We start from the raw sequence: 13,746 nt of genomic DNA, 5'->3' as shown, positions 1-13,746 counted from the left end.
TTTTATGTATACATGCTCTTTATCTTGCGACCAGCTTTCTATGAATGATATAATTTACTTAACAAATATTGTTGGACTAAGATAATCTGAGGGAGGTATTCTTATGAGCAATGTAACGTTAACGTATTATGGTCATGCTACGTTTGCTTTGAGCAATGGTGATGTAACGTTGGTATGTGATCCGTTTTTTACGGGTAATACATGGGATGTGGCAAAGGCAGAGGATATAGAGTGCCAATATATTTTTGTGTCCCATGGTCATGATGATCATTATGGTGATACCGATATGATTGCCAAGAAGAATGATGCCCTTGTAATCTCTACTGCAGAGGTAGCTCGAAAAGCCGCTGAAGCAGGGGCTCGTAGCCATGCGATGCATTTAGGTGGAAAGTTTAATTTCCCATTTGGTTCTATCCGTTTAACACCAGCTTTTCATGGGTCTGGTGTTCCAGGTGGTCATGCGGCAGGTGTGATCATTGAGTTTTTTGGTAAACGTGTGTATTTTGCTGGGGATACGGCGTTGTTTAGTGATATGAAATTAATCAGTCGCCATGGTGAAATTGACTATGCTTTACTACCAATCGGTGATAACTTTACGATGGGTGTGGAAGATGCGGTGACAGCAGCATCTTGGATTCAAGCAAATACAACCATCCCAATTCATTACAAAACATGGCCTGTGATTGATAAAGAGCCAGCAACCTTTGTGGCTTTGTTAGAAGCAAAGCATAAACAAGCTGGACTTGTGGTTGATCCAGGGCAAACTATCGAGCTGTAATATAAGGAATATGAAAAATAAACAGTTCCTTGAACAAATAAAAATTACAGAAGCGATGAAATTGCTCAATTAATGTAAAAATAATCTTTCTACATGAAAGGATTGTCACTAGCATATGCTAATGTGGCAATCCTTTTTGCGTAGACTCTTTTCTCTAACATAGATTACTGACGTCAATCCCTTCTCTATGGTATAATGAAATTCACATGGAGGTATCTATGAAATTAACACATTTTGATGAAGGCGGTAATGCGCATATGGTGGATGTGTCCCAAAAGGATCATACAGAGCGCGTAGCTGTAGCAGAAGGGTTTATTACGCTCAGTGAGGAAGCTTTTAGTATTGTGGCTAGTGGGAATGTCAAAAAAGGTGATGTGTTAGCAGTGGCACAATTGGCAGCCATCATGGGAGCGAAACAAACGTCTAACCTTATTCCGTTATGCCATCCATTGGCGTTGACGAAGGTGAGTGTAGACTGTTCCTTGGTAGAAGAGAAACAAGCTGTGTGCATTCGTAGCACAGTGAAAACTACGGGTCCTACAGGGGTGGAAATGGAAGCGTTAACAGCGGTTCAAGTTGGTCTATTGACGGTCTATGATATGGTGAAAGCCGTTGATAAAAGTATGACCATTGGTCCTGTGTATCTTGTGGAAAAACAAGGTGGTAAAAGCGGACATTTTAAGCGATAAGATAGTAGGTGAATCATGGAAATTGTATTAGTAGAACCGGAAATTCCTGGTAATACAGGCAATATTGCACGTCTTTGTGCAGCAAATCATATGACACTACATTTGGTGGAACCTTTGGGGTTTTCCATTGAAGATAAATATTTAAAACGAGCAGGTCTTGATTATTGGCATCTAGTAGATGTAAAAATACATAAGTCCTTGGATGAAGTGTATGAACAATATAAAAATCGGCGTTTTTGGTATGCTACGACAAAGGCTGCCCATACCCACGCAGAAGTGCAATATGAAATTGGAGATATGCTCGTGTTTGGTAAAGAAACAAAAGGTTTGCCAGAAGAAATTGTGGCAGCCAATCCAGACACATGCATTCGTATTCCGATGATTGATGAAGCGCGGTCTTTGAATTTATCGAATGCGGTGGCAATCATTGCCTATGAAGCTATGCGCCAACTGGATTTCCCAGATTTGCAGGCCGTTGGACCAGGTGTATCTATCGAGGTGTAACCTCTTGATAGTAGGTATTGGTCTATAGAAAATGCTAAATATAGTAAGTCTAATCATATGGTATAGCCTATATATAGTGAAATATCGTAGACTTTCACAGAATGACAAAAGATTAGATACTATAGACTGTATAGCATACACAGTATATGAAAGAATATAAGAATGAAATCCTAATAGGATGGAGGAGGAATTATGAATTACGATTTAGCCTATGAATTACAAAAAGCAATGCGTGACAGCGAAGAACATAAAGAGATGATGGCAGCCCAAGAGGCAATTAAAGACGACCAAGCAGCAAAAGGCATGGTAGAAGAATTTATGTCTTTACAAATGCAACTGGAATATGCAAAAATTGCAGATGCTCCTGAAGCGGAAGAATTATTGAAAAAATTAGAAGGCTTATTGCCAATGGTACAAGCTAATTCTGGTGCAAATGCGTACTTAACAGCCCATGCACGTTGGACACAAGTGGCGAATGATATTTATCGAATCATTAGCGAACCAATCACTGAAGGTATGAAAATTTTAGAAAAGGCAAACTAATATGAGTGCTGTATGGGAAGCATTGCAACAGGTGATTCCGTTGGATCGTATTCAAAGGGATGCGATGTTAGCACCTTTCACGACTTTTCAAATAGGAGGACCTGCGGATCTACTTGTACTACCTCGTTCTATACAAGAGTTGCAAGATTGCATGCATGTATTGAGCGAACATGGCATTGAACCTTTTGTACTAGGTTTAGGATCTAATGTGCTCATCCAAGATGGTGGCATGCGTGGTGTCGTTCTTTGCTTGAAAGAATTGCAAGAGGAGCAACACCGCAACGGTACAACCATTACTATGAGCGCTGGGTATACTTTGAAAGAAGTGTCCGAATACGCCCAACGTGAAAGTTTAAGTGGCTTGGAATTTGCCATCGGCATTCCTGGTAGTTTGGGCGGTGCTGTATTCATGAATGCTGGTGCCTATGATGGAGAAATGGATCAAGTAGTAACCGGTGTAGATGCGGTAGATATGCAAGGACACCTACATCACTATAGCCGAGAAGAGTTAGAGTTTGCCTATCGTCATAGCCGCTTTCACGAGAACCATGAAATCATCGTTCGTGTGACTATGGAATTACAGGAAGGAAATCCTGAGGATATCCAAGGACGGATGGATGATCTTACTGAAAAACGAGAGTCTAAACAACCATTGGAACATGCTAGCGCAGGATCTACCTTCAAGCGCCCACCGGGATATTATGCAGGAACTTTGATTGACCAAACAGGTTTGAAAGGGTTGTCCGTAGGACCTGCAGAGGTATCTACGAAGCATGCTGGATTTGTGGTCAATCGTGGAGGCGCTACAGCCAATGATGTGCTAGGTGTAATTCATGAGGTCCAAAAGCGGATTCATGCAGCTCATGGGGTGCAGTTGGAACCAGAGGTGCGCATTCTAGGGGAATCTCGTGAACCAATGGGTTCTGTTGTCGCCATTGTGAGAGCTCAAGAGACAGATATTCCAGCATTGTCTAACTTGTGTGCAGACACATTTAGAGAAACTTTCAGTCATGACAATACGGAAGAGGAGTTACAGGCTTTCTTTGATGAGGCTTATAACCATGATGTATTGAAACGTGAGTTGGACCATGACGAGAGCGAAACATATCTAGCTTACGTAGATGATGTGTTGGCAGGGTATTTGAAAATAAACTGGGGCGACGCACAAACAGAGCGTAAATTAGAGAATGCCTTTGAAGTACAGCGCCTATATGTGCTCAAAGAGTACCATGGACAAGGCGTGGGTAAAGCCTTGTTTGAAAAAGCTTTGCGCATCGCTGAATCTGGTAATTTTTCTTGGGCATGGTTAGGCGTTTGGGAGAAAAATTATAAAGCCCAACATTTTTATAAACGCTATGGATTTGAAAAATTTGGAGAACACCAATTTGTTGTGACTCCAGAGAAGACAGATATCGATTGGTTGTTGAAGAAATCTTTGCGATAATCCTTGACATATCCATTGTATTTTGAGTATAATATTTCGGTAAGCAATTTGTACGGACTTCCACTAGCCCCGGAAGGTGGCAATTGCTTCTGTTAATACATTCTTGTTATTAGGAGGAAAGCAGCATGAAAACTACATTTATGGCCAATGCGAACAATATTGAACGCAAATGGTATGTTGTTGACGCTGAAGGTAAAACTTTAGGACGTCTTGCTGCCGAAGTTGCTAAAGTTCTTCGGGGCAAACATAAACCAACTTTTACACCACATGCAGACACTGGTGACCACGTTATCGTTGTGAACGCAGAAAAAGTTCGTGTAACAGGTAAAAAATTATTACAAAAAGAATATTTCCGTCATTCTGGTTATCCAGGCGGATCCCGTTTCACTACACTTGCTATGATGTTGGAAAAACATCCTGAACGTGTAATCGAAATGGCAGTTAAAGGTATGCTTCCAAAAAATAAATTGGGTGCACAACAATACCGTAAATTGAATGTTTACGCTGGCGCAGAGCATCCACATGCTGCTCAAAAACCAGAAGTTTTGGAATTAGATATCCGTTAATACCGGGAGGAGGAACATATAATGGCAGTAGCACAATACTACGGCACTGGTCGTAGAAAATCTTCCGTTGCTAGAGTTCGTCTGGTACCGGGTACAGGTAAAATCACTGTAAACAAACGCGAATTAAATGAATATTTCGGTCGTCAAACTCTTGAGTTGATTGTTAAACAACCATTGGTATTAACAAACACTTTAGAACAATACGACGTTGTGGCAACTGTAGCTGGTGGTGGCCCATCCGGTCAAGCTGGTGCAATTCGTCACGGTTTGTCTCGTGCATTATTAGAAGTTGATGGCGAACTTCGTCAAGGTCTTAAAAAGGCTGGCTTCTTAACTCGTGACCCACGTATGAAAGAACGTAAAAAATACGGTCTTAAAAAAGCTCGTAAAGCATCTCAATTCTCCAAACGTTAATTTGGCGATTACAGAACCCAGTACCCTTATGGTGCTGGGTTTTTTGTTACCTCTGGAGGAGCTGTGTTAATAGAGAAAGGAATGATACTACATGGATAAACTACTAAGACTATTGGGAGTTGTAGCTGTGGCACTGATCATATGGTATTTGCCGCATACGCCAGAAATTTCAGATCAAGGGTGGCATTTATTAGCTATCTTTACAGCCACTATTGTGGGCTTTATACTACGACCATATCCCACTGGGGTAATGGCATTTATGGGATCTGCGGCGGCAGTAGCTACTAGTTCGATTAAGATGAATGAAGCTTTATTAGGCTATGCAGAGCCTAATGTATGGCTTATCGTGTCGGCTATCTTCTTTTCTAGAGGGATCATTAACTCTGGATTAGGTCGACGCATTGCGTATACCTTAATTCATTGGTTCGGTACGAGTACCTTGCGTTTAGCTTATGCCTTGGCGATGACAGATTTAATTATTTCTCCCGCTACTCCATCCAATACAGCTCGTGGAGGTGGTATTATCTATCCTATCGTGCAAAATATTTCTATGGCCTTTGATTCGAGACCAGGAGAAACGGCACGTCGCATGGGAGCCTACCTAATGACTACGGCTCACACAGTAAATGCCTGTACAGTGACTGTATTCTTGACCGCTTGTAGTGGTAACTTGTTGATTACATCTTTAGGAGCAAAATTATTTGGCTACACTGTGACATGGTGGGAGTGGTTTTTAGCAGGAGCCTTGCCTGGTTTGCTCAGTATGGTTATCATGCCATGGTTTATTTATAAGATTTACCCACCTGAAATCAAAGAAACACCAGAAGCTCCAGCTATGGCTCGTGAAGAGTTAGATAAACTAGGCCCGATCACGACGATGGAAAAAAAGGTAGCAGCTATCTTTGTAGGGGCCATACTATTGTGGTCTACTACGACAATTACGGGTTTACATGCGACGGTCATTGCGGTTATGGCAGTATTGGCCTGTGTCATTAGCGAATGTCTTACATGGGATGACATTTTGAAAGAAACCACAGGTTGGGATATTTTAATCTGGATGGGTACTTTAGTAGGTATGGCCGGATTGCTTGGTAAATTAGGCATTGTAGCTGTCTTTGCAAAATTCGTCAGCACTATGTTAGGTGGTATGTCTTGGGAGTGGGCGGCATTGATTATTTCGTTAGTCTTTGTATACTCGCAGTATTTCTTCGCCAGTGGTACCGCTCGTATTACAGCCTTATTTTCTGCCTTTGCGTCTATCTTAATTGCCTTGGGAGCACCAATTCCTTATGCGATTTTAATGTTTGGCTTGATGAATAGCCCTGGCTGTACGTTGACACATTATAGCTCTGGGGTAACGCCAATCTTCTTTGGCAGTCACTACGTGCCACAAGTGACCTGGTGGAAAGTAGGATTTTATATTTCCGTATTGAATTATATCTTCCATTTCTTCTTTGGTAACCTAAGCATGAAGTTATTTGGAATCATCTGAGATGATGTAGATAGAGAAATACTTCCTCTGTAGTCATCGTAGTACATGAGTAGATGATTTCTCTGTAATGATGGTAGTATATGGCTTCATAGAAGTAATGGATGTAATATCCTTTATAATTAGAACTAGGATAGGTTTTACATTAGGTTGTACTGAAATGCTGTACGTGCATTTGGGTACAACCTTTTTTGGTTTTATGCTAAATGTGTAGGGTGCTCATATACGAGGAGTCCTCATATTTGTTATGGTGGGCTTTTAGAGCTTGAAATTGATAATTGAAGAGTGAAGAAATTTAATTATAAACACTACTTTTGTCATAAGGTGTGATAATAAAAGTAAATTATTATATTTTTAATAATGATACTTATTGAAAATGCTTGGACTTTCATGTATAATAATGATAATGATAATGAAAGAAATATCCCTCCAAGAGGTACGTATGAAACTAGATAAACGAAAAGGCAAACGTTGGAAAATTGCCGAACATCAAAAAGAAATAGAATCTCAATTGACCTCTGGATTAGCAGTGCATCCTATTGTTTCTCATTTATTGGCAAACCGTGGGATTACCACTGTAGAAGAAGGTCGAACATTCTTATATAGCACAATGGATGATTTATTAGATCCTTTTATGTTAAAAGGAATGGCACAGGCTGTGGAAGAAATTGAAAGAGTCTTAGCCATGAATGGTTCTATTGTCATTTACGGAGATTATGATGTGGATGGTATTACTGCTACATCACTAATGTACCGATTTTTTTCGCGCTTAGGAGCGAATGTAACCTATTATATTCCAGAGCGACAAAGTGAAGGTTATGGTCTTAATTTAGAAGCCTTAGAATATTTAATTTCCCAAAAGACAGATTTAATTATTTCTGTAGATTGCGGTATTAGCTCCTATGATATTGTAGAAGCTGTGAGAGATCGTGTGTCTATGATTATTACAGACCATCATACATCACCACCACAAATACCAAGGGCTACAGCGGTGGTTAACCATAAGCAGCCAGAGTGTCCCTATACAGATAAAAATTTATCTGGTGTAGGTGTGGCTTTTAAAGTATGTCAGGCTTTATGGAAACGTCGTACTGGTGAAGAATATCGAGAAGACTTAGATATTGTAGCTTTGGGCACGGTAGCTGATGTAGTTCCCTTAGTGGGAGAAAATCGGATTATCGTTCGTGAAGGTTTGAAAAAAATGACAGAGGCTCCCAATGTAGGGATTCAAGCCTTAGTGCAAGTGGCCGGTTTAGAAGGAAAAGTACTATCTGCAGGCCATATTGGGTTTACCTTAGCGCCAAGATTAAATGCAGCAGGACGGGTGACGCATGCGACACGAGCTGTAGAATTGCTGATTACCACAGATCCAGCTGAGGCCATGGAAATTGCAGAAGAGTTGCAAGAAACAAATACGGAGCGACAACAGATTGAACGAGCTATTTTTGAAGAAGCGTATCAATCGGTATTAGCACAAGGAAGTTTGGCGGATCAATGTATTGTAGTGGCAGGCGAAGGCTGGCATCCTGGAGTTATCGGTATCGTTGCGTCCCGTTTGGTAGAAGCCTTTTATAAACCGACTATGGTGATTAGTATTCATGATGGAATTGGTAAAGGCTCCTGTCGTAGTATTGATCATTGTAATATGTATGATATGTTAACCTTTGCGGGAGATACATTAATACAGTTTGGTGGACATGCACAGGCGGCAGGATTTAGTGTACAAGCAGAGCATATTGATGCCTTACGTGAAAAAGCTAGTGAGTTTTGCCGTAAACAATTAACAGAAGAAGATTATATTCCTATTGTCACCGTTGATGGTGCTATGCATAGCGATGATATTAGCATTGAGTTAATTGATCAAATAGCTACTTTAGAGCCTTATGGTATGGGGAATAGTACGCCTGTTTTTGCACTTCCTAAGATTCGTGTGCAGAATCTGTACCCTATGGGATTTCAAAAAAATCATTGTAAAATTATCTTGCAAGGTCAACAGGGCCCCATTGATGCGGTGGCTTGGCAAGGAGCGCATTATATGCAGGAAATCTTTGCAGATGACCCTGTAAAAGTAGCATTTTCTTTGCAGAAAAATGAATGGCAAGGCGTGGTGACGCCACAACTCATTGTGCAAGACTTGGAACCACTTTCACAACAAAGAGAACGACTAGAAGTAGATAGCTTACGCAAGATGTATACTGTGGTAAAACATATTTTCCGGTCTCCTACAGCACCAAAGTATATAGTGGAGCGAGAAGCATTAGAGTGTAAGCCACAAGAAATGACTTCGCGAGAAGCAATCCTTGCTTTAGATGTATTTAAAGATTTAGGCATTCTAAAAGAGGAAGCATTGGATGATGGACGTCATGTATATCGCTGGGTGAATGTGCAACAAAAGTTGGAACTTCACACATCGTTGACGTTTATGACTTATAGTCAGGAGGGATCATAATGGTAAGTACTATAAGTACCCCTCAGGAGCATACATTTAATAAAGAACGAGAATATGGACAATTTATGGACCGTGTTCGGTCCTATTTACCAGAAGAAGACTGGCCAGTCATAGAGCGTGCGTTTGCACTGGCAGATAAAGCACATGCATCGCAAAAACGGGCTTCTGGAGAACCGTATATCTTGCACCCTTTAGGGGTTGCCACCATATTGAGCGAACTACAAATTGATCGATCTACCTTGGTATCTGCTTTATTACATGATGTAGTGGAAGATACAGAGATAAGCTTAGAGGAAATAGAAGAACAATTTGGACCAGAAGTGGCATTCTTGGTAGATGGGGTTACAAAACTAAATCAATTTCAGTATCAAACAAAAGAAGAACAGCAAATTGAAAATTATCGAAAGATGATTTTGGCCATGGCAAAAGATGTGCGTGTAGTGGTCATCAAGCTAGGGGACCGATTACACAATATGCGTACCTTAAAGCATATGCGTCCCGATAAACAACAACGTATAGCCCAAGAAACGTTAGAAATTTTTGCGCCATTGGCACATCGCTTAGGTATTTTTAATATTAAATGGGAACTAGAGGACTTATCGTTCCGTTATTTAGAACCAGAAAAATATTATGACCTAGTACAACAGATGAGTGAAAAACGACAAGCTCGTGAGGATATTGTAAATGATACTATGAATACTTTGAAAGATGCTTTGGAACATGCTCATATTAAAGCAGATGTAAAAGGTCGTCCCAAACACTTTTATAGTATTTATAAGAAAATGAAAAAGGACAATCGAGATTTATCTCAAATTTATGATTTGTATGCCGTTCGAGTCATCGTAGATACGATTCCAGATTGTTATGCCGTGCTAGGTACAGTACATAGTTTATGGAAACCTTTGCCGTATCGCTTTAAAGATTACATTGCGATGCCGAAGTCGAATATGTATCAATCCTTGCATACCACAGTTATCGGTACAAAAGGTCAGCCTGTAGAAATTCAAATTCGTACTTGGGATATGCATCGTGTGTCTGAATATGGTGTAGCCGCCCATTGGCGATATAAGGAAGGTAATAAAGGGAAAGCAGAAGCTGATTTTGATGCCAAGGTAGGCTGGATTCGTCATGTTCTTGAGTGGCAAGATGCAAGCGATCCGAAAGAATTGCTTAACGCTTTGAAACTGGATGTCTTTACAGGGGAAGTATTCGTCTTTACTCCTAAAGGTGACGTTATGAAGTTGCCAAAAGGCACTGTACCACTGGATTTTGCGTATCGTGTTCATACCGATGTGGGAAATAAATGCGTAGGAGCTAAAATTAATGGCAAGATTGTTCCTCTAGATTATGAACTGCAAAATGGGGACATCGTTGAAATCGTCACTTCTAAAAATGGGAAACCACGGTTAGACTGGTTAAATATTGTCGGCTCTACAGAAAGTAAGACAAAGATTCGAAACTGGTTTAAGCGTGAAAATAAAGAAGAAAATATCGTCAAAGGTAGAGAACTATTAGAAAAAGAAGCGAAACGCTTAGGCTATGATTGGAAGGACTTAACAAAAAATGGTCGCCTAGAAAAGATTGGAAAATCTTTGAATGCTGGCGGCGAAGCTGAGCTGTACTCTGCCGTCGGATTTGGTGGACTTTCAGTGAATACAGTATTACTCAGATTAGTGGACATTCATAAGCAGGAAGTCGCTAAGGAAGAGCAACGAAAAGATACGATGGCTGTCATCGACCGTCTTAAAGTACATCAAGGAAAATCTAAGAAAAGTAGCAGTGGTGTTCTTGTAAAAGGTGAAGCTGGTGTGATGGTTCGTATGGCTCGTTGCTGTAATCCTGTACCAGGAGACGATATTATTGGCTATATTACGAGAGGCCGAGGCGTTTCTGTACATCGTGCAGATTGTACCAATATTGGTCATACCCCAGATGATTTGAATCGTATGATAGAAGTCGATTGGGAAGGAGCTACACAGGATCAATTCCAAGTAAGTGTGTCCGTGCATGCCTATGATCGCAGTGGTTTGTTAATGGAAGTGATGGCAGTCTTGTCAGAAATGAAAATTAACATTTCCAATATTAATGCGAAAACTGACGATGCAAAAGATGTAACCATTCATTTAATGTTAGATATTAAAGATTTGTCACAACTCGATTATGTGATGACGAAGTTACGTCGAGTGAAAGATGTATATTCAGTCCATCGAGGAGGGAAAGCATGAGAGCCGTTGTACAACGTGTGAGTTCTTCTTCGGTTACCGTAGATGAGTCTGTTATTGGTAGTACGAAGCAAGGTCTTTTAGTACTAGTAGGCGTAACAGATACGGATACAATAGAGGATGTACAATATATTTGTGAAAAGGTAAGCCACTTACGCATTTTTGAAGATGAACAGGATAAGATGAACCTATCCGTATTAGATGTAGGTGGTGAGGTGTGCGTAGTTTCGCAATTCACTCTCTACGGAGATGCGCGTAAGGGGCGTCGACCGAATTTTATGAAAGCAGCTCCACCAGAGATGGCAGAGCGCTTATATTTGGAGCTAGTAGAGGCTTTCAAAGGAAAAGGCTTAATCGTGAGTACAGGTCAATTTCAAGCTCATATGCAAGTAGCATTGGTCAATGATGGACCTGTGACGATTCTATTAGAGAGTAGTAAAGAGTTTTAATGGAGTTAAGAAATGAAGTTATATTATATGCCCTTAGGGGCGTATGGAACGAATTGTTACATTGCGCATAATGAAGCAGATAATACGTGCCTTGTAACTGATCCAGGCGACGAAGGAGAAAAGTTAAAAGAAATTCTAGATAGTCACGAATTTAAGGTGCAAGGTATTTTATTAACTCATGGGCACAGTGATCATATTGGAGCTGTAAAAACGTTGGTGGATGCGTACCATGTGCCAGTATATATTCACGAAGGCGATGCGGAATGTTTGACGAATCCAACGGTGAATTTGAGTGCTCATTCTGGTCGCTATATTACAGCAGAAGTAGATGATGTACGCTATGTAAAAGAGGGCGATACGATTTCCTTAGGTGACACTACCTTTACTGTGATTGAAACACCAGGTCATACACCAGGTGGAGTATGTTATTACACAGAGGGAACTTTACTGGCAGGGGATACCTTGTTCCAAGGGTCAATAGGCAGGACGGATTTTCCTAATGGAGATTTTGACGTATTAAGTAAGGGGATTAAAGAAAAGCTATATACATTGCCAGAAGATACAAAGGTCTATCCTGGACATGGACCAGAAACAACAATTGGCGATGAAAAGCAATTTAATCCATTTGTACGGTAGGTGATAGGATGGGACATAAATCTATACAATATTGGCTACGCTGTATTTTACTGATTTTAGCGAGTATAGGTCTAACGATTGCATTACCGGTAGTGATTCCCTTAGTGATTGCTATTATTTTAACCTTGCTCTTATGGCCTTGGGTAAATATGACGCAACAATATATTCGAAAGTATTGGAAGCAATGCCCACGATGGTTAGCTATTATTCCATCTTTCGTGGTAGTGGCACTCATATCTACCGTGTTGGTTCGATATGTGATGGTACCAGTAATTAGTGAATTAACAAAATTATTAATTAACTTACCATATGTATTAGACCAATTTGTAGAAGTGGTAAAAGGATTACAAGGTATCGATGGTGAAAGTATCATACCACATCAATTTGAAGGTGTGATTAATTCAACTCTAGTTACGATTGGTAATTATGGAGTGGATTTAGCACAACGTGGTGTGCTTGCTATTGTGTCCTTTGCTAGTACCTTATTACAATTGTTATTAGTACCGATTTTAACATTTTATTTACTGAAAGATGGACGTAGTATTAAACGGGCTATATTAAATATTTTTTCCAGCCCTACTTCAGCTCATTTGGAAGAAGTAGTGAATGATATTATTCGTACTTTAGGAGGATATTTACGGGGGCAATTACTATTAGCAAGTAATATGTTTTGCCTTACATTTATCGTATGCTATTGCTACGATTTGCCGTATCCTCTTGTATTAGCAGTATTAGCGGGTATCGCGGAGTGGATTCCTATTATTGGACCATTTATTAGTGCAGCGCCAGCCATTATTTTAGCCGCTGTTATTAGTGGTCCTCTAGCCGTAAAAGTTGCCATTACATATGGGATCTTGCAAGTGCTAGATGGACAAATTATTATGCCTAAGATTATGGGGCATGTTATTAATCTTCCCCCATTAGTTATTATTACAGCCATTTTTGTGGGAGGCTATTTCTTTGGGATGATCGGTATGATGACTGCCGTACCATTGACAGCTGTAGCACAAATTATAGCAAAACGGTTGTGGTATTTTAATAAATATTATAGTTTACAGAAAGAGGAACATCATGGATAAAGCAATGGAAGTACAAGCAACAATGGAAAAATTAAAAGAGCGTATTAAAGATAAAAAATATAAATTAACAACACAACGTCAAATTATCTTACAAACGTTTATTGAAGCAGAAGAAAAACACTTAAGTGCAGAAGATGTGTATATTTTAGTGAAAAAGAACAATCCAGATATTGGTTTAGCTACGATTTACCGTACATTGGACTTATTCACTGAGTTAGACTTAGTGAAACGTTTGGATTTTGGTGATGGTCGTAATCGCTATGAATTAAATAGCGATGAATTATCTCATTTCCATCATCATTTGATTTGTGTTAAGTGTGGCTGCGTGAAAGAATTTGAAGATGATATGTTGGAAACATTAGAATCCATTATCGCTAAAAAATTGAACTTCCATACCACAGACCATCAATTAAAAGTATACGGTTTCTGTGGCGAATGTCATGAAAAGGCAAAACAAGCAGAATCTGAAAAAGAACATGCATAA

Annotated in this window: 14 protein-coding genes and 1 pseudogene; all 15 read left to right on the top strand. The window is 39.9% G+C overall.

From position 1 onward, the window contains the following. Positions 1–103 precede the first annotated feature (103 nt). The 15 genes and pseudogenes from HMPREF3032_RS00315 to HMPREF3032_RS00250 all read left to right on the top strand — a co-directional run bounded on the left by HMPREF3032_RS00315 (position 104) and on the right by HMPREF3032_RS00250 (position 13,746). The gene (locus HMPREF3032_RS00315; protein WP_062400982.1) at positions 104–778 is read left to right on the top strand and encodes a metal-dependent hydrolase; all 675 of its coding nucleotides are present in this window, start codon (positions 104–106) and stop codon (positions 776–778) included. Positions 779–996: 218 nt separating this feature from the next. Continuing rightward, entirely contained in the window at positions 997–1,467 is a 471-nt protein-coding gene (gene moaC, locus HMPREF3032_RS00310; RefSeq protein ID WP_062400980.1) for a cyclic pyranopterin monophosphate synthase MoaC, read from the top strand. 15 nt (positions 1,468–1,482) lie between these two features. Next, entirely contained in the window at positions 1,483–1,971 is a 489-nt protein-coding gene (trmL, locus tag HMPREF3032_RS00305) for a tRNA (uridine(34)/cytosine(34)/5-carboxymethylaminomethyluridine(34)-2'-O)-methyltransferase TrmL (protein WP_062400978.1), read from the top strand. A gap of 192 nt (positions 1,972–2,163) precedes the next feature. Continuing rightward, entirely contained in the window at positions 2,164–2,514 is a 351-nt protein-coding gene (locus HMPREF3032_RS00300) for a YlbF/YmcA family competence regulator (RefSeq protein WP_009352993.1), read from the top strand. A gap of 1 nt (position 2,515) precedes the next feature. Beyond that, positions 2,516–3,418, top strand: a pseudogene (murB, locus tag HMPREF3032_RS07665) (UDP-N-acetylmuramate dehydrogenase); the annotation flags it as partial. A gap of 12 nt (positions 3,419–3,430) precedes the next feature. Continuing rightward, on the top strand, positions 3,431–3,958 hold the full coding sequence (locus HMPREF3032_RS07660; RefSeq protein WP_231723389.1) for a GNAT family N-acetyltransferase: 528 nt from the start codon (positions 3,431–3,433) through the stop codon (positions 3,956–3,958). Positions 3,959–4,083: 125 nt separating this feature from the next. Further along, positions 4,084–4,524 carry a 50S ribosomal protein L13 gene (gene rplM / locus HMPREF3032_RS00290; protein ID WP_009352918.1) on the top strand — a complete coding sequence of 147 codons (441 nt, stop codon included), beginning with the start codon at positions 4,084–4,086 and terminating at the stop codon, positions 4,522–4,524. 21 nt (positions 4,525–4,545) lie between these two features. Further along, positions 4,546–4,938, top strand: a complete 393-nt coding sequence (rpsI, locus tag HMPREF3032_RS00285) for a 30S ribosomal protein S9 (RefSeq protein ID WP_062400976.1) — start codon at positions 4,546–4,548, stop codon at positions 4,936–4,938. Between the two features lie 91 nt (positions 4,939–5,029). After that, positions 5,030–6,430, top strand: a complete 1,401-nt coding sequence (locus HMPREF3032_RS00280) for a DASS family sodium-coupled anion symporter (RefSeq protein ID WP_062400973.1) — start codon at positions 5,030–5,032, stop codon at positions 6,428–6,430. A gap of 439 nt (positions 6,431–6,869) precedes the next feature. Continuing rightward, positions 6,870–8,876: a single-stranded-DNA-specific exonuclease RecJ gene (recJ, locus tag HMPREF3032_RS00275; RefSeq protein WP_062400971.1), complete on the top strand. Its 2,007-nt coding sequence runs from the start codon at positions 6,870–6,872 to the stop codon at positions 8,874–8,876. A gap of 65 nt (positions 8,877–8,941) precedes the next feature. Then, the gene (locus HMPREF3032_RS00270) at positions 8,942–11,101 is read left to right on the top strand and encodes a RelA/SpoT family protein (RefSeq protein ID WP_369813337.1); all 2,160 of its coding nucleotides are present in this window, start codon (positions 8,942–8,944) and stop codon (positions 11,099–11,101) included. Next, complete coding sequence (gene dtd / locus HMPREF3032_RS00265) at positions 11,098–11,547, top strand: D-aminoacyl-tRNA deacylase (RefSeq protein ID WP_009352832.1); 450 nt, start codon at positions 11,098–11,100, stop codon at positions 11,545–11,547. The genes HMPREF3032_RS00270 and dtd overlap by 4 nt, the downstream gene beginning before the upstream one ends. 12 nt (positions 11,548–11,559) lie before the next feature. Next, positions 11,560–12,183, top strand: a complete 624-nt coding sequence (locus tag HMPREF3032_RS00260) for an MBL fold metallo-hydrolase (protein ID WP_009353002.1) — start codon at positions 11,560–11,562, stop codon at positions 12,181–12,183. A gap of 8 nt (positions 12,184–12,191) precedes the next feature. Beyond that, the gene (locus HMPREF3032_RS00255; RefSeq protein ID WP_062400967.1) at positions 12,192–13,262 is read left to right on the top strand and encodes an AI-2E family transporter; all 1,071 of its coding nucleotides are present in this window, start codon (positions 12,192–12,194) and stop codon (positions 13,260–13,262) included. Next, entirely contained in the window at positions 13,255–13,746 is a 492-nt protein-coding gene (locus HMPREF3032_RS00250) for a Fur family transcriptional regulator (protein ID WP_009352981.1), read from the top strand. Before HMPREF3032_RS00255 ends, HMPREF3032_RS00250 begins: the two co-directional genes overlap by 8 nt.

It is taken from the genome of Veillonella sp. DNF00869, assembly GCF_001553345.1.
Classification (GTDB): Bacteria; Bacillota; Negativicutes; order Veillonellales; family Veillonellaceae; genus F0422.
This window is presented reverse-complemented; position numbering and strand designations above follow the sequence as displayed.

Excerpts from the sequence above, each read along its gene's own strand:
- HMPREF3032_RS00315 (WP_062400982.1), top strand. The coding sequence starts at position 104 with ATGAGCAATGTAACGTTAACGTATTATGGTCATGCTACGTTTGCTTTG.
- moaC (WP_062400980.1), top strand. The coding sequence starts at position 997 with ATGAAATTAACACATTTTGATGAAGGCGGTAATGCGCATATGGTGGAT.
- trmL (WP_062400978.1), top strand. The coding sequence starts at position 1,483 with ATGGAAATTGTATTAGTAGAACCGGAAATTCCTGGTAATACAGGCAAT.
- HMPREF3032_RS00300 (WP_009352993.1), top strand. The coding sequence starts at position 2,164 with ATGAATTACGATTTAGCCTATGAATTACAAAAAGCAATGCGTGACAGC.
- HMPREF3032_RS07660 (WP_231723389.1), top strand. The coding sequence starts at position 3,431 with ATGGGTTCTGTTGTCGCCATTGTGAGAGCTCAAGAGACAGATATTCCA.
- rplM (WP_009352918.1), top strand. The coding sequence starts at position 4,084 with ATGAAAACTACATTTATGGCCAATGCGAACAATATTGAACGCAAATGG.
- rpsI (WP_062400976.1), top strand. The coding sequence starts at position 4,546 with ATGGCAGTAGCACAATACTACGGCACTGGTCGTAGAAAATCTTCCGTT.
- HMPREF3032_RS00280 (WP_062400973.1), top strand. The coding sequence starts at position 5,030 with ATGGATAAACTACTAAGACTATTGGGAGTTGTAGCTGTGGCACTGATC.
- recJ (WP_062400971.1), top strand. The coding sequence starts at position 6,870 with ATGAAACTAGATAAACGAAAAGGCAAACGTTGGAAAATTGCCGAACAT.
- HMPREF3032_RS00270 (WP_369813337.1), top strand. The coding sequence starts at position 8,942 with ATGGACCGTGTTCGGTCCTATTTACCAGAAGAAGACTGGCCAGTCATA.
- dtd (WP_009352832.1), top strand. The coding sequence starts at position 11,098 with ATGAGAGCCGTTGTACAACGTGTGAGTTCTTCTTCGGTTACCGTAGAT.
- HMPREF3032_RS00260 (WP_009353002.1), top strand. The coding sequence starts at position 11,560 with ATGAAGTTATATTATATGCCCTTAGGGGCGTATGGAACGAATTGTTAC.
- HMPREF3032_RS00255 (WP_062400967.1), top strand. The coding sequence starts at position 12,192 with ATGGGACATAAATCTATACAATATTGGCTACGCTGTATTTTACTGATT.
- HMPREF3032_RS00250 (WP_009352981.1), top strand. The coding sequence starts at position 13,255 with ATGGATAAAGCAATGGAAGTACAAGCAACAATGGAAAAATTAAAAGAG.